The organism is Xanthomonas sp. NCPPB 3442 (assembly GCF_056725145.1).
On the sequence record NZ_JBWZJT010000002.1, the window covers coordinates 24,874 to 40,240 of the forward strand.

Sequence of the window (15,367 nt, forward strand, 5' to 3'; positions counted from 1 at the left end):
CCTCACTTTGCCTTCGCGTGCCGAATGTCGCCCGAGACGGTGCTCACCGACCCGGCGACAGCGCCGCAGCTCACATCGCCCGAGACGGTTCGCACGCGGCCTTCAACATCGCCACAGCTCACGTCTCCGGACATCGTTCTCACCTTTCCCACTCGCCCCACCACCTTCACTTCCCGCGCGGCATCCACGTCGAGTACCTCGACATTCCCGTGAATCTCGATATGGATCTCCCGCTGTGCAGGCAGCTGGTCCGAGACGTCCACGCCACTGATGATGACCCGACTGTTGGAGATGGTGAGTGCCGTGCTCCGCCCTACCCCGGCGATGGAGACTCCGTTGATCGTGATGCCCTTCATTTGGCAGCCGCGGTGTTCAACGCGCCGGCAACAACGGCCCGCTCGGCGACCGTCGCAGATAGCTGTGAAAGGGCTTCTTCACCTGCGTCCACGGCGATAGCGTCGTTGTAGATCGCGCCCATAACCCGCAGCTGTGCAGCCATCTGGAGCTCGGGGCGCAACGAGCGTAGCTTGGCGCGTGCCCGCTCTGCCCTCGTTGCAAAGCCAGCCAGTACCACATCCTCCTCATCCGCCGGTGTCAGCATGATCCCCACGAAGGATTGCAGCGCTGGACCGACTAGGCTGCTACGGAATCCTGGCTCCTGAGAGGCGATCACGACCAACGTGCCGCCAGCGATGGCATTTCCGTTCATGAGGAGCCGGGCTGCCTGCGTGTACAGCGACTTGAGCCTTGCGTCTCGCTCGCCTGCGATGCGTCCACGCGCGCCGTAGTCACGGACAAGCACGCCATCCAAGCGCTTCACGGCGTTCCCGGCGTCGACCTTCTGCGTCGCCGCATGCTTGGTAGCAGCGCCGCGGATTACCTCTGCCATATCAAAGCCCGGCACCTCTGCGCCCGCAAGTGGACTCGCGAGCGCCAGCAAGAAGAGCACGACATATCGAATGCTCATTGTTCGTAGTCCCTCTTTCTGATCCGGTTCTGCATCACGCTGTGGAGACTGTGCGCCGCGAGCGAAAGCGCGGCCTGATCCGCAAGAAGAAGCGCCTCGTGCTGCTCCCCCTGCGCTGTACTACCTGAAGCACCGCGCACGGGTGACGGCGCCACCACGTTCCGCACGAAGGCACGCGCTGCCCTGGCCTCTGCGTCGGTTAGCGTCTCGTATTGGCCGTCTCCAGGATTACTGATCGTGTTGAATGACAGATCAGCATTCTGAAGAGTCGAGGACGCGATCGCCTCGCAGAAGCCCGCGGCCCTGCCCCGCGTGTCACAGAACTCCCGGTTCCTTGCAATCACGTCCTCGTTGGACCCGCCTCGCATGTACTCCGCCATCTGAACATCGTCGCGCCGCCTATTCTTCCTGAGCTGGTCGAACTGCTCCGAGAGCAGCACTGCATTGGTGACCGTCTGGTCGAGCAGGGCTGGCTCCTGCGCTTGTTCCTCCGCGTCGCCTGTCACCCTGGACATGTAGAGCCCGGTATTCGCCGCAACTCGCCCTTGCTCGAAGGTTCGACGCGCCGCGGTCTGTTTGCTCAGCTCCTCGGCGGTCTTCGCAAGGCCATTGGCCCACGTCTGCGAGGTATACATCTGAACGTAGTTCGACACGGTGGTCACCTGCGACGTGATCGCGGCCACGACGCTCGACGCAGCAGATGTGAAGGCCATGGTTGCCGGGATGCCCCACGGATCGCAGCAGTACGCCGCGTTGGCCCGCAGGTACGGGAGCACTGCAAGAACACCGCTGACGCCGAGAATAACCAGGGCCTTAAGCGGTCTCATCAGCGCGCCTTGGCGGCCGCTGCGCGTGCCTGCTGAAGTCGCTTCTCGCTGTCCTGCTTTACTGTCACCGCGAGGTCAGTCGCAAGCAGAGCCTCGATCCGCTCCATCTGTGAGAACTCGCGGTAGTCCATCCAGAGCCCGAACGCCGTTTGCTTGTTCAGCTCGCGCAGCAGGTTCTCATTGCTCATACCGGCAAGCATCTTGTACCAATCAGGAGACTCAAATCGCCCCCGGACCTGCGCCTCCATCATCTCCCGCTCTGACACATCGCCGCGATTCAGCATCGCGGCGGTGCCAAGACCAGGGATTCGAGTGCGCGCAGCCACGGCCTGGTTCAGCGAGTTGGCGGCAACGGACGTGCGTGCCTGTTCCAGCAGTTGACCGGCGACGAATGCTCGGCCTTGATCGGTATTCTCCCACTTTGTGGGGATGTTCTGGGTCGGTATCGGATTTACGATGTTCGCCACCAGTGCCTTGGCAGCTTCGGACTGCTCCTGCGTGAGACTTGAGGATCCGAGTAATGCATCCGCGCGCACGTCAGCGTTCTGCAGCTCCGGAGCCACCGCCGAGCACCTGCCCAGCTGCGCGTCTCTCGCGGAGCAATACTTGTCGGCATGGTCCTTGTAGATCCTGCCGATCGCCGCGGCCGTGCTCGGAGTGTTCAGCGTTCGATCGGTCATTAGGCGATTCAGATCGTTGACCGCTTCACGGGTCTCGCCTGCGGCGACAGTGCTGGCGACCCCGCTCGCAGTCTCGAAGCACGCCCGTGGCGAGAGCGCGTACTTTTCCTCCGCATCCGCTCGGCGCTCTTCCATGTACATTTGCGTCTGTGCAGAGATTGCACCCTGCTCGAACGTGCGCTGCGCCGCCGTCTGCTTGGCCAGTTCCTCGTAGAGGCGCCCGAACCCGCTGGAAACATTCTGGTCCATCAGCTGAAGCTGCGTGATGATGCTCGTGGTTGCCGAACCCACCGCTGTCACCACCGACGCGCCGGCGCTCTGAGCGCCGGCGGCAGCCACTGCGCCATCGCCACAGCAGGCTGTGGATTCCGTGGACGCCGAGAAGATCAGCAGCGACGATGTGCCGAGCACCAGCGCGGATAGGATGATCGCTCCAAAGCGGCGGAAGAACTTCATCACTTGCCTCCGCCGAGCCTGTTGACGATCGAGCCCCAGATCGTCGTCTCGCCGTCATCCGGCTTGACGGTAACGCCGCTGCCGGTGGAGACCCCCACGTCCAGCCCAGGCACTTGGTTCGTTGACTGATTGACGGTCGAAACCGCGTCCTGCACCGCGCGGTCAAACTGAGCGCGTGCGGCTTGGCACTGCTTGCTCAGCATGTCTTTCGCCATCTGCTGAAGGATCCCCTGCACGTCGCCCAGCGACGGCATCTTGAACTGGAACATGGACTTGTAGGACATGATGCCGTCCAGGCACGACTGCGTGGCGTCGTCGAACGTCTTTCCTGGGTCTTGTCGCGGCGCGTAGATCTGCACGTGGCGCTGCTTTGCTTGCTGGGCGGACTGGCGCACCTGGTCGCAGTAGGCCTGCACGGATGCAGGATCGATCGCCGAAGCGGGACCGCTGACCAGCAGCAAGGCACACAGCATGGGCGCGAAAGCGTTCTTACGAGACATCGGCGGCCTCCTGGCGATAACGAGTGATTGCCGCACCGAGCCCCGAGAGGCGTTCCGGCGCGAACAGTTTTGTGAAGTAGGGCGTATTGCTGATCACGCGAAGACGGTGGGCCAGCAGATCTCGAAGCGGCGGCATTGGGATGGCGTCCGCCAAATGGCCAGGCGCGTTGAGGAGGCGCTCCACCAGCGATGATCCGTACTGCTGGTACTCATCCTGCTCATCCAGCCAGTGAATCACCCGCAGCGCCCGGCTGGTGGAGATGTACGCCAAGAACAGAAGCAGGTCTTGAACGTCTGCCGAGACGAAGGCACGCGCGTGCTCGGGGCCATTCATCCGGCGTCCCAGCGAGATCAAGCGTTCGGTGACGCTCGGATCGCGATCTACCGTCCAGGATTCAGCGCGGTCCATGACACTGACCAGCTCCCCCAGCTCGGGGTCGTAACTGCGCCAGAACTCGACGAGCTCCTGCGGTGCGAGGTCTAGCGCCGGCATGTCACATCCGTCAATATATGTTGGCGTTTAGTTTACCATCGTTTGTGGCGGGCCGGTCAACGCGGCGGCTGACAGTTCGCTGGCCGAACCGACCACCCTTTTCCCGAGACTACCGATGCTGCGCCGACTCTCTGACATCAAGGTTCGTCCCAGCCCGCCGCCTGGGCCAGGCCCGGCAAAGCCACCTGCCCCCGCCGCGGAGATGGCGGGACCGCCACCCAAGGCGACCGATGCTCCAGCACCCCGGCCCCCACGTTGGCAGGATCTCGCCGCCCGGCTGACGCCGCACCTCACCCTGCTGGCGGCAAACGGGGCGCCGGCGGCCGCCGTCCCCGCCCCTCCCCGCCGGACTGCCGACGACAGCTACGCCCCCCCCGGCCCCGCACCAGGAGCTACACCATGATTCGCTTGCTCGCGGTGCTGGCTGCACTGCTGATTCCCACGCTGGCCAACGCGCAGGACCAATCCAAGCCGGGCTTCTTCAAGCCGCCGGCGGACGATACCAGCGTCTCCTTTATCCGCGACGTCTTTGGCTCGATCGTGGATACGATCATGTCTGGGGAGAACGTCGACCAGGCTTCGGCCGACACGGCGCTCGCTGCCGGATTCGAGGTGTTTGGCCTCGGCGTCCTGGCGCTCGGCATGCTGTTCGTCATCTTCACCACGATCAAGGGGGCGGTCGACACCGCGCACGACGGCGAGTTCCTCGGCAAGAAGATGTCATCGGTCTGGGTACCACTGCGCACCGCGGCGGGTACCGCTTTCCTGTTACCTTTGCAGTCTGGATTCTCGCTTATCCAAATCGCGGTGCTGTGGATTGCAATTCATGGCGTGGGCCTCGCCGACCGAGTGTGGATCGCTACTGTCGACAAGATGATGGAGACCGGGCAGCTGGGCCGCCCGCACCTGCCAGATTCTCGGCCGTTGGCAGCAAACATCCTGCGATACGAGGTGTGTGCCGCGGCGATGAACAAGCAGTATCAGGCAGAGAATCGCCAGCTGAAGATTGAAGTTCAGCCAAAGAAGGCTGTCCTGGTCAACACGGGCGAGGCACTCAAGTTCGACAACATCATTTACCCAGGCGGCTGGGTAGACCTGGTCCAAAGCGCGGCAGGCTCGGCCTTCATCGTGACTGGTCTGCAGTGGTCCGCCGTCGGCACCGGCGGCTACATGAATCCCAACGTCTGCGGCGCCCTCGAATGGCAAGAATCGCACGAGTCCTCCGAGAGTAACGGCTCGCCCTACATCGACAAGTCGCCCATCCTTCGCGCGCAGGCGCAAGCGGTGCAGACGATGATCGGCGAGTTACGCCCTATTGCCCAAGCGATCGTGAATGGTGAGAAGCCTTCCGCCGGGGGCCTGGAGCGAGCTGCCAACAATTATGAGACCACGCTCCAGGGCGCGGCACTCGGCGTAGTGAACCAGGCCAACCGAAATCGCAATACGCGCTTTCTCTCGTATGCGCGCGAAGGCGGCTGGATCTTTGCTGGCACCTACTACAACCACATCATCCATATGAGCGACGCGATCCAATCCGCGGTCAACTCGCTTCCCGCTTCCAGTGCTCAATCCATCACCGATAAAGAGGCAGCGGACACACTGATTCTCTACCAGGATTCTCTCGTCACAGCGAACGAGTACATCCGGAACAGCTCTCAATCCGCCTATCGGGCGTATGAGGCTCAAAACCAGGCTGTCGGCTTCACCGGCGACAAGATTCCATCCAACTTCGAAGAGATGAAAGTCTGGATCTCCCGCCCAGCACTGGCCGGCATCAACCAGCTGACGCAGGAGATCGCCGGAAGCAATCTATCGCACGTTGCCCAGATGAAGAATGTCGGCGACACCATCATGGCGGTGGCCTGGACCATCCAGGGCGCGCAGTTCATCGTTGCGGGCTTCGGCGGCGGCTTGTGGGACGACGCGGCGACACTGGGCGCGTATGACATTGGCGCCAGCATCGAAACGCTGACGCCGAGCGTCGCCTTCCTCTTCATGACGCTGCTCGCGGCCGGTGCGTTCTTGGCGTTCTACGTGCCGATGATCCCCTACATCATCTGGATCACCGGCATCATCAAGTGGCTCACCGTGCTGTTCGAGTCGGTCATTGCGGCGCCCATCTGGGGCGCTGCCCATGTCCACCCCGACGGCGACGACCAGGTGGGCCGGGCGGGACCCGGCTACATGATCATCCTATCGGTGTTCCTGCGACCCACGCTCATGATCTTCGGTCTACTGGGTTCCATTGTCGTCGCCCAGCCTGTCGCACACTTCGTCAACCTGACGTACATCACCCAGGTGCAAGGTGCAATGGGTAACTCAGCCAATGCGATTGGCGCGCTGATTGCGTACACCGCGATTTACGCAATCCTCATGACCATCGTTCTGCATTCGGTGTTCGGCTTCATCAACTGGATTCCCGATAACGTCCTGCGCTGGATCGGTTCCGCCGTCGGCATGCATGGCATCGCGGATAATGAGGAGCATGGCGTCAAGGGTGCATTCTTCCGCAGCACAGAATCGGTATCGAAGGGCACCGGTCCCCACAAGCCGGCTGGCGGTGGAGGCGATCGCAAGCCAGTGCCTGGCGGTGGTGGCGACGACGCGAGCGGCGGTGCTGGCACCGGTGGATCGGGTGGGGCCGGCAACGACGTCCATTCCACTAACTTGCCGGGGGCCTAGCGCCCCCAAGACTTAGCACGAGACAAGAGACAAAAGAAAAGGCCCCGCGGGGCCTTTTTCTTTGCCAGGTGGAAGCGGCTCAGCGCTGGTGGCGCGTGATGCTGAAGTTGTCCGCCTCGGCATTGATGACGCGGTATCCCATCTGTTCGACGAGTTCCACCTTGCGTGCCTTCAGGCGCTCGTTGAGCCTGGCACGATCCGCAAACGGATTCGTGGGGCTCGACTGCGCGAGGTTCTCACGCAGATCGCGAACAAGCTCGATCGACGCCACACCGTGCGCCTTCCAGGTGTCCCGGTCTGCGGTCACCGCTTCTAGCTCCCTGCGCAGGCGCTCCGCTTCTGCCATCCATTCATCGCGGTTGGCCGCCGTGTCGGCCACTGCCCGGCGATTGAGGTGGTTGTTTACCAGCTGCCCGTCGATGAAGTCGTTCAAGCTCATTGATTATCTCCGCAACCCGTGCTAGGCGCAGCTTAAGATTGCCACGCCCAGATAGGGTTGGCAAGCGGCACTATCGCCCTAGGCGTGGCCCGGGCGCCGCTCCCTTGAAGGACCGTAGAACAGACAGGATTCACAATGACTTAGGTGGCTGGCAGCCCCATCAGCGCCAGCGCCGATAGGGCGCCTCAGGCGGCGATCCGCAGATCGGAATGCCGAAGCTTGCCCTCAGAGGACTAGTACGACCGCTCCAGCCGGTATACCACCGGGTAGCGCGCCCTGGTCGCGCCCCCCTGGGCTGATCAATCTCCCCCCGACCGCGTATCCAACTGTGGCGCCAGACTTGCCGAGATTGCGATACACGTAACCCCGAACTCCGCCGGCGACCCCTGACATGTAGATATAGGACCGGCCGCCAGAGACCACGTTCCCCGTCCCGGGGAACTTCGTGTAATAGGCGGGCAGGCCAAGCGCCGCGTCAGCAGCCGTCCCGCTGAACCCCGCGTTTGCGCTCGTGTATTGGGCAACCTTCGCTCCATAGAGCGCCACACTTTGCGAAAGCACCGCTGCCTCGCTGAACAGCGCACGCTGTCGTGAAACCGCGGCCTCGCTCATCGACAGCGTAGCGAGGAGAGAGAAGAAGAAGGCAGTCACTGCAATGTTGAACATGTCCTCTGCTCCTCAGTACGCGCAGACCGCATAGGGCAGAAAACGGGACTCACGGGCGCCGCTTGAACCACCTGAGTAGACCGCCCACGCGTTCATGCCCGGCTCTGGCCGGTTGACCTGCGGAGCTTCCTGCGACGATGCTTTCTCCATGTATGTCACGTTGTATCCGCCGCCCGTAAGAACCGTGCCCTGCGGGCACACTGCGTATGCCCATTGCGGGCCCTGAGACTGGCCGGGGCCCGCTACGACGGTGTAGCCGCTCAGCCCACCGCCACCAGACCAGACTCCATTCACGCAAGACAGAAGTGTGCCTGCGCCGTCGCGGCCGATCAGTCCGTTGGGGGAGCAGCCACCGCCCTTCGATGCGCCGCCCTGCAACTGAATGTATTCGTTCACGGTGGCTCGACCGTCGACCTGCAGCCGGCTGTTTGCGTGAAGCACACCAGCCTGCATTTCGCCGCCCGTATAGATGGACTTATTGTTGTATGCGCGAATCCACGTGGTATCGGTCATATGCCAACCACCGCCATAGGCTTCGGAATACCAGCCACTCTGCCCGGTCGTCCGGAACCAGCCGTTCGCGTAGTATTCATTGCCTTGGTACGTAGGCGCGTTCATCAACACGCCCGCGTATACCCCGCCATCAGCGCGAACATCCCATGCGCTGACATTCGTCGCACGCAGCCGGTTAGCTGCGGTGAATTCGCCCGAGCCACTCAGCACGGCCTGCTCAGTGCCGCCGATATTGAATCGCAGATTCTGTCCCGCTGGCAGCGAGAGCGTCTCATATGGGTAGCTCGCGCCACCATAGCGAGTACCGCCCAGAGAAATATTCCCGCCCAGCACCTCTGTACCCTGCACCACGCCCGCGCTATTGAGGTTGTTCCCTGCCATATCGATGGCAGTGCTCATGCGATTAAGATCAGGGCGCCCAGGAATTGCTTGGCGGTGAAGCGCGGTATCGTTCGTCGCTTCGCTCGTGTAGCTGAGGTTGGCGGCGATGCGGCCGGCGCCCGGGGATATCCCGAAGTTCGCCAGCGGCATTGACCAGGCGCCCAAAGCGCCGACGGCTCGAGTCGTGTCGCTGGCCCCGACGTATCCGCCGGCGATTCCCTGCTGGGCAGCGAGCCCTGCGAGCTCGTCGAGATCACCTTGTGACAGAGCCGCCCCGCCTGTATAGATGACGAGCGTCTCCAGCGCGGTTGCAGACACCTTCCGGGCCCGGCCTGTCGGCACCTGGCCGAATACGTTTGCCGCTGGATAGCTCGCCGGCAAAAGGCCGGAGGCCTGCAGCTGCGCGACGGTGATCACAACCGGCGTGGTAGCACCGGCAGAGCCCAGAATTGTCGTGTACTCGTTCTGCACGTAGCGCTCGGTCGCCTTGGTGAAATCGACCAGTTGGGTCGCAGCGATGGCCACTTGCTTCGACTGCGCTTGCGAACGCATCACGCCGATAATGCCGATGGCGAGGGCGGCCAGGATCGACAGCGCGATTACCAGCTCCATCAGCGCGAAGCCACGCTGCTCGGTCTTCATGAATTTCCTCTCCAAGTAGCGGCGTTGGCCTGCTGCTCAATCAGCGTCTGCAGCTTCGACAACTCATTGGCGCGGATGTGCGCACGGACCGACTTTGCGAATCCTTCTCCGCGTTCATCGCCCGGCGCTGACGCCAGCGTCAACGCCTTGGCGATCAGGCGCGGCCGGGAGCCGGCGCCCCCTGCCGGCATGAGCCGCTGGTGGATGACCACGGCCAGGCCTTCGGCGAGCATACCGCTGGGGTCTCGCAGTCCACGTGCCCAGGAGATTGTCCGCTCGAGCGCCTGCTGCAGGTCGCCGCCATGCACGGTGGTAATCACCAGGTGCCCCATGTTGCTCAGCTGCACGGCCTGCTCCGCGGACGCCTCGTCGCGCAGCTCGCCCAGGTAGATCGTCTCAGCCCGCGAACGCATCGAGCGAATCAGGTACTCCCGATATCCACCTTCCTTGCGCGAGACCTGGACCTGGATGCAGCGGCCATTCCCATGTGGCCCGTTGAGATTCGATTCGATCGGATCTTCAAGAGCCAGGCCGATAGTCCCCGTCTGCCGCAAACGCTCCGTGAAAAGGGTCGTTGCGGTGGTTGTCTTACCCGATCCCATTTCACCCGAAACTAGAATGATTCCGCGGGTAGCGGCTGCGAGCGCCGCCTCCTTGGCGTGCCGAGGGATGTCCAGTCGCTCGATGGGCATGGCCTTGCTTGCAGCGCGGGAAAGCACGAATACCGGATGCGTGCTGGTGTCGACAAACGTCGTCACCCGGTAGACGAATCCATCGAGATTGAGGGCAAACTCTGGATCACCTCGCTCGAACAGTTCCAAGCACTTGCGCCTTACCCCATCCAGCTCGTCCTTGAGGTCCACGGGCGCAGCACTGCGGGGCGCGAGCGCGCCCGGCAGATCCTTGATGTCGCAATAGTCGTGGCCCAGATAGATGTCCACGATCGGCAGATCTTTGAGCTGCATCTAGACGCTTGCTCGTCGGATTAGTTGGTGATCGTCCAAGCCACGGTGTTCGTAGCGGTGCTGCAGCCAGCGTCGGCGGAGGCCACCGATACAGGGCCTGTGATCGCCGTGCCGCTGTTGATCTTGGTGCTGTATGCGCCCGACTGCGACAGATCGGTTGCCAGGCCACTGCACACTTCCTGCGGGATAGCGGCGGTGGTCAGGGTGAAGCCGGTGCCGGTGGATACCAGGGTCACCGCGCCACCGAACTGGTTGGCCACCGTCGTGCCCGTGACTGGCATCGTGGTAGGAATGCATTGGCGGTTGATCGCGGCCGGGATCAGGTTGGTGCCGCTTGCACCGTAGGTTCCAGCAGACTTCATGTTGCGCGCACACTCGATCAGCGCGTTGTAGTTCTGACCCTCCGTCTGCACTTTGGAGGAACCGCGAGCGCCTCGCGCCACACCCAGGACGGCGACGACGATTGCCGCGATGATGACCATGCCGATGACCAGCTCGACCAGCGACACGCCGGCCTGGCTGCGCGGGGACGCAAAACTCCGAATACGCTTCATATTTCCTCCGATTCTCTTTGGGATAGTTAACGACGCTGCGCGATACCGTAGACGCCTTGGAACATCGTCACGATTACGTACGCACCGATCAGCAGCATGACCAGGCGTAGAACAACTGCTGATCGCTCCATCAGCTTCAAGTTTTGCTTGAGCCACCGCTTGGTAAACTTCTCCAGCGCGGCTTCAAACCCCTTCTTCTCGGACAACGCTTTGACGTTACGAACCGTGGCCTTGTCGGGAAACTCGTGCTCGGTGAACTGCAACGCCTGCCCGAAGTTGGCGCCAGTCTTGATTCCACGCACGGTATCGTCGATGCGCTCGCGCAAATAGGCATTTGCGTATCTCGCCATGTCGATGAGGGCCTGCTCCAATGGGATGCCCGCCGCCAAAAGCGCCGAGACGTTCAGCAGGAACGTTGTGCCGACAAACACCCTGTAGGTAGAGAAGATGGGCAGCTTGTCGAATCGGTCGCGAACGCGGCCAGTGAGATTTGGCAGCGCCCAAGCAAGCCAACCGGCGAAGACCAAGAAGCCCGCCAGCAGATACGCCCAATTGCCGACCACGAAGAGGCCGATCCCGATCATCTTCTGAGTCGGTGCCGGCCACGATTCCTTCGGCTGCATCCGCAACAGCTCCGGGATGAGTTCCAGGGAGATGTAGAAGATCGCCGAGACGATGCCTATGCCGATAACGGTAGGCCACATCAGCGCTTCTTTCAGGACTCTCTGAAGCTCCTGACGGCGTTCGAGAGACTCGACAGCGCGGTCCAGGCCGGCCACCAGATCACCGGAAGATTCGCCGGCGGCGATCAACGAAACTTCCTGGATGCCCACCCATTCGTACAGAGCATCGGCGAGCTGGTCGCCGCGCGACAGAGCACGAATGCAGTCCTCGATAATGATCAACTGTGGAGCGGGAATAACCGCGCTCCCGTCTTCATCGAAACCTTCCCGCTGCTGCTCAAGCGTATCCATTACGCTCTCGCCGTTGTCCAGCGACAACGTGAGCGATTCGTAGAAGTTGATCCTGGCTGTCATGCCAAAGCCGAGCTTTACATACCACTTGGATATCCAGCTCTTGGCGGTTTCGATCGACAGCGCGTCCCAAATTTCTGCTATCCCCATGTCAGGCTCCGACGTGCAGTCGATCGGTATTCAGCGGCGCCACGTCTTTGATGACGTGGCGCGGATCAGCCAGCCCTGCATGCACGTGGCGCATCGCATGTGCGAGCTTCGTAACCCCTCCCATCTCCTTGACCCAGAAGATTCGCGCGGCGAGCATCCCCTTCTGCCTGAAGACCTCCATGAACTCCGCGGTGGTCCTAATGACCTCCGCCGCCACTTGCCGCCCTCGCACGCCCGGGGTCTTGCCTCGGCAGCACTCGCATCCCGGGCCTTGCAGATAGACTTTGCTCACCTCGCAGAACTCTTCGATGATGGCGCGCTGGTCCGCCGGGATTGCCGCGCAGCCGACCGCATATGGCACTCTGCAGTCAACGCACAGCTTGCGTAGCAGGGACTGGTTGATCAGGCAAACCGTCAGGGCGGGGTTAAACAATCGGTCATCCGCGACACCCAGCGAGCGGAAACGATCGATGATGCTGGGTGCGTCAAACGTGTGAACCGTCGAGAGGATCGTGTGGCCAGTGACGGCCGCCTCATAGGCGATCTGAGCTGATTCTGCGTCCCGGATCTCGCCCGGGACGATGATCTTCGGGGCCTGGCGCATCGCGTTACGCAGGGCGTTGGGCCAGGCGTTTCGCCGCGCGTCAGGATCGTCCCCTTCGTAGACCAGGGGTGTCTGGGTGCAGCCCTCGGCCTCGATGTCGTACTCGACCGGATCCTCGATCGTCAGGATGTCGGTTTCCTGGTCGCTGTCGCGCAGGATGTTCTCGATCATCGCCTTCAAGGTGGTGGATTTCCCGGACCCGGTGATACCAGAAATCAGTGCGATACCGAATGGGAGCGCCATGACATCACGGATGATGGGAACCTGGCTGTCAGGCAGGTAACCGAGCTCCTCCAACTCCTGGACGGCTGAACGATTCGGCGGCAAGAGCCGCATCACGATGCGGATTCCGCGGCCGTTCGCGGGGCGAGTCGAAATGCGCGAGCCGACGAGCCCACACTGGCTGGCAACCTCCGCCTTCAACTGTGCGTCCTGCATGGCGTTCTGGTCGAGCCCCGAGCCTGTGATCTCTGCACACATCGTGTTGTACAGCGCACGCGACAGCAGCATTCCTTCACTTGCCGACAGTTCGTGATACGTGCGTGTTCGCCCGTGGATGGTGTACCTGATCCTGCAGTACGGCCCCACGACGATGATTTTCAGGTCGGAGGCGCCCATGCTGTTCGCCTCCCGGATGTACCCCTTGACCTGCTCCTGTCGTTCGGAGTCGTCCTCGCCGCCCGCCGCCGTGGGCGCGTGCCGCTGGTAGAGCTTTGCGATCTCGGACACCTGGGCGTAGCGTGTCTGGAAGCGAATCTTCTGCGCGTGCCTCCGGAGTTCGCTGAACACCTTCTGCACCACTGGATCCGTCTTGTGCGAGCTCGACACGACGAGTTCGGCGTTGATGCCCGCCCCATCGGCTACCACGCAAACAATCGCGCGCTTTTCTTCAGGCAGAAAGAACGGACCAGGTTCTGCGGTGAGAACCCGGGAGTATCGTACGGGCGCCTGGCCCCCGGTCGAAGCTGGACCAGGACTCGCGAGTCCCGGTCCGATCGCCGTCACGCTCGCGCTCATGTCAGCCTCCAGCTCGCGGCAGCGGAGTCATGCTCGGGAATGTGAACTGGGCAGGCTGGCTCTGCTCCTTCGACTTTGGGCCGACCGGCGGCGTGCCGGAAAACGCCAGCTCCAGACGCTTGCCACGGCGCTCGACGATCACGCGCTCCATGGTGATCGAAACTACGCGATAGTCGCCGGGGATCAGCGCACCGACGACCTCGTCCGTAAAGCTGCCTCCTTCATACAGAAAGCGGGCCTTGAGTCTCTCCCCGGCACCGTACACCCGCGAGACTACTGGTGCGACGGTCAGCTCGTTCACGGCCGCAGCGCCGGTCTTCCCGGTATCTCCGGACAGCTCACTCTGAGCCTTGGCTTTCTCTGCCTTGGCCTTCAGCAGGATGGTTTCAGCTTGAATTCTGGACAGCTCTCCAATAGATGGCGCGCCGTCCTGAGCATTCGCATTCGCCGCTACCAGCACCAGAACGAGCACAAGCAGCCCATGTGTTGATTTAGCGAACATATAGTGCTCCGTTAATTGTCCAGGTAAGTTCCGCGGCATCCGCGTCCAAGCTCAGTGCGACGGTTTCAGCGCGCAGTCCATCGGCCTGCAGCCCATCGACCAGCAGCAACGGCGGCATCTCGCTCGTGATCTCGAAGGTGTACGTTGACCAGGTAGGTTTACTCGTGGCCGGCTCTTCGCCTTCCGGCGTGTCGGGAATCACTTGCTTCTGCAGCGGAAGCTTCACGTCTACTGCCTGAAAATGTGAAACCAGATCGGGCATGATCTGCTTCTCCGGCTGCAGATCTTCTCCGCTCGCCGGCGGCATGGGGATCATCACATCGATCACGCCGGACTCGCCGCCGTCATAGAACTCCAGTGGCAGCCCCGCAGCGGCAGCGGCAGTCAGCACGTCATTCGCCGTCGCCAGCTGCCCGCGCTTGTAGGCCGCTGAGAGGTTGCCCCCCGCCTTGCATGAAGCCTTCTCGAAGATCCATCCGCCAAGCACAAGGGGGAGTTTGTCGAAGGCTTGCGCGCAAGCGGCAACGGTGTCCGTCAGCTTTGCCGCAGTAATCCATGGCTGTGGTGGCGGCGGCGGCGGCGGCTTGACGTTGAGCAAAGCCTCCGCCTGCGCCCGGGCCGCTGCTTTGGCCTGCTCCGCTCGGCGAACGACTGCCTCTTGCTGTGCCTGGTACATGACGTACAGAACTGCGCCGGCGATCACGATCGCGGCCACCAGGCCGAACCGTACAAGCTCCCCGCGAGTAAGCCCGAACGTCAGCGGCTTCAGCCGGTGCTCTGGCTTCAGCTTCGACGCAACCAGCAGTGAGGCGAGCTCAACGCTTGTGTCGGCGAAATCGAATTCAGGCGGCGCGATCACGTGCTCGAACTGCGTCCCAGCACCGGCGAAGTGGCTGAAGTTCGCGCCAAGCTCTTCTCGGATGTCGGCCAGGCTGCCGATTCGATCGGCGCTGGGCACGATGCTGCCGTCCACGACCGCAGCAAGCGCGTAGCGCTCCTCGTCGATTCTGAAAGCGCCGATCCAGTTGCTGCCGTACTCGCTGGCCAACACCGAGGCCAGGGAGTACATGCCCTTGGCCGCCCCTCGGTTCTTGGGGGCGTAGCCGGCCTGGTAGCGCGCGCTCTTCCCCTTTGAACGAGTATCGACACCCTTGCGCGTCGCAACGATGTCCATGCCCCATTGACGGCCTTTGGCTCGTGCCTCCTTCATGTAGGAGGAGACGCTGTCGAGCGTCTCCCAATGAAGGCCACTCACGAACGTCCGCCCGTTCAACACGAACGTGTCGATCTTCTGCCTTTCTGCTATCGATGTATCGATGCTCTTGCGGCGTGCCATGCGCGGGCCGTGTCCTGGT

16 protein-coding genes are annotated in these 15,367 nt (G+C 62.3%); 1 reads left to right on the plus strand and 15 read right to left on the minus strand.

The features are described 5' to 3' along the window. Window positions 1-2: 2 nt before the first annotated feature. From AC1POX_RS21735 to AC1POX_RS21760, 6 genes are read right to left on the minus strand one after another with little or no spacing between them, the layout of a single operon-like run. Window positions 3-356: a hypothetical protein gene (locus AC1POX_RS21735; RefSeq protein ID WP_481108685.1), complete on the minus strand. Its 354-nt coding sequence runs from the start codon at window positions 354-356 to the stop codon at window positions 3-5. Beyond that, a complete protein-coding gene (locus tag AC1POX_RS21740; protein ID WP_481108686.1) occupies window positions 353-967 on the minus strand; it encodes a hypothetical protein in 615 nt (204 codons plus the stop codon). The genes AC1POX_RS21735 and AC1POX_RS21740 overlap by 4 nt, the downstream gene beginning before the upstream one ends. After that, window positions 964-1,794: a hypothetical protein gene (locus AC1POX_RS21745; protein ID WP_481108687.1), complete on the minus strand. Its 831-nt coding sequence runs from the start codon at window positions 1,792-1,794 to the stop codon at window positions 964-966. The genes AC1POX_RS21740 and AC1POX_RS21745 overlap by 4 nt, the downstream gene beginning before the upstream one ends. Beyond that, window positions 1,794-2,930: a hypothetical protein gene (locus AC1POX_RS21750; RefSeq protein ID WP_481108688.1), complete on the minus strand. Its 1,137-nt coding sequence runs from the start codon at window positions 2,928-2,930 to the stop codon at window positions 1,794-1,796. Before AC1POX_RS21750 ends, AC1POX_RS21745 begins: the two co-directional genes overlap by 1 nt. Beyond that, window positions 2,930-3,430 carry a hypothetical protein gene (locus tag AC1POX_RS21755; protein WP_481108689.1) on the minus strand — a complete coding sequence of 167 codons (501 nt, stop codon included), beginning with the start codon at window positions 3,428-3,430 and terminating at the stop codon, window positions 2,930-2,932. The genes AC1POX_RS21750 and AC1POX_RS21755 overlap by 1 nt, the downstream gene beginning before the upstream one ends. Then, on the minus strand, window positions 3,420-3,923 hold the full coding sequence (locus tag AC1POX_RS21760; protein ID WP_481108690.1) for a type IVB secretion system protein IcmW: 504 nt from the start codon (window positions 3,921-3,923) through the stop codon (window positions 3,420-3,422). The genes AC1POX_RS21755 and AC1POX_RS21760 overlap by 11 nt, the downstream gene beginning before the upstream one ends. 399 nt (window positions 3,924-4,322) lie before the next feature. Here AC1POX_RS21760 and AC1POX_RS21765 point away from each other — a divergent pair, with 399 nt between their 5' ends. Further along, the gene (locus AC1POX_RS21765; protein WP_481108691.1) at window positions 4,323-6,605 is read left to right on the plus strand and encodes a DotA/TraY family protein; all 2,283 of its coding nucleotides are present in this window, start codon (window positions 4,323-4,325) and stop codon (window positions 6,603-6,605) included. A 79-nt stretch (window positions 6,606-6,684) separates the two neighbouring features. On the opposite strand, the gene AC1POX_RS21770 is transcribed toward AC1POX_RS21765, so the two are convergent. The 9 genes from AC1POX_RS21770 to pilO2 all read right to left on the minus strand — a co-directional run bounded on the left by AC1POX_RS21770 (window position 6,685) and on the right by pilO2 (window position 15,348). After that, window positions 6,685-7,044: a hypothetical protein gene (locus AC1POX_RS21770; protein ID WP_481108692.1), complete on the minus strand. Its 360-nt coding sequence runs from the start codon at window positions 7,042-7,044 to the stop codon at window positions 6,685-6,687. Window positions 7,045-7,269: 225 nt separating this feature from the next. Beyond that, the gene (gene pilM, locus AC1POX_RS21775) at window positions 7,270-7,710 is read right to left on the minus strand and encodes a type IV pilus biogenesis protein PilM (protein WP_481108693.1); all 441 of its coding nucleotides are present in this window, start codon (window positions 7,708-7,710) and stop codon (window positions 7,270-7,272) included. Between the two features lie 12 nt (window positions 7,711-7,722). Beyond that, window positions 7,723-9,246 (minus strand): shufflon system plasmid conjugative transfer pilus tip adhesin PilV, encoded by a 1,524-nt coding sequence (gene pilV / locus AC1POX_RS21780; protein ID WP_481108694.1) that lies wholly within the window; start codon window positions 9,244-9,246, stop codon window positions 7,723-7,725. Continuing rightward, the gene (locus AC1POX_RS21785) at window positions 9,243-10,211 is read right to left on the minus strand and encodes an ATPase, T2SS/T4P/T4SS family (protein ID WP_481108695.1); all 969 of its coding nucleotides are present in this window, start codon (window positions 10,209-10,211) and stop codon (window positions 9,243-9,245) included. Before AC1POX_RS21785 ends, pilV begins: the two co-directional genes overlap by 4 nt. Window positions 10,212-10,231: 20 nt before the next feature. Next, a complete protein-coding gene (locus tag AC1POX_RS21790; RefSeq protein WP_481108696.1) occupies window positions 10,232-10,765 on the minus strand; it encodes a type 4 pilus major pilin in 534 nt (177 codons plus the stop codon). 26 nt (window positions 10,766-10,791) lie between these two features. After that, window positions 10,792-11,889 (minus strand): type II secretion system F family protein, encoded by a 1,098-nt coding sequence (locus AC1POX_RS21795; RefSeq protein WP_481108697.1) that lies wholly within the window; start codon window positions 11,887-11,889, stop codon window positions 10,792-10,794. A 1-nt stretch (window position 11,890) separates the two neighbouring features. Beyond that, window positions 11,891-13,510: a GspE/PulE family protein gene (locus AC1POX_RS21800; RefSeq protein ID WP_481108698.1), complete on the minus strand. Its 1,620-nt coding sequence runs from the start codon at window positions 13,508-13,510 to the stop codon at window positions 11,891-11,893. A gap of 1 nt (window position 13,511) precedes the next feature. After that, complete coding sequence (gene pilP, locus AC1POX_RS21805) at window positions 13,512-14,012, minus strand: type IV pilus biogenesis protein PilP (protein ID WP_481108699.1); 501 nt, start codon at window positions 14,010-14,012, stop codon at window positions 13,512-13,514. Then, window positions 14,002-15,348: a type 4b pilus protein PilO2 gene (gene pilO2 / locus AC1POX_RS21810; RefSeq protein ID WP_481108700.1), complete on the minus strand. Its 1,347-nt coding sequence runs from the start codon at window positions 15,346-15,348 to the stop codon at window positions 14,002-14,004. The genes pilP and pilO2 overlap by 11 nt, the downstream gene beginning before the upstream one ends. Window positions 15,349-15,367: the final 19 nt, after the last annotated feature.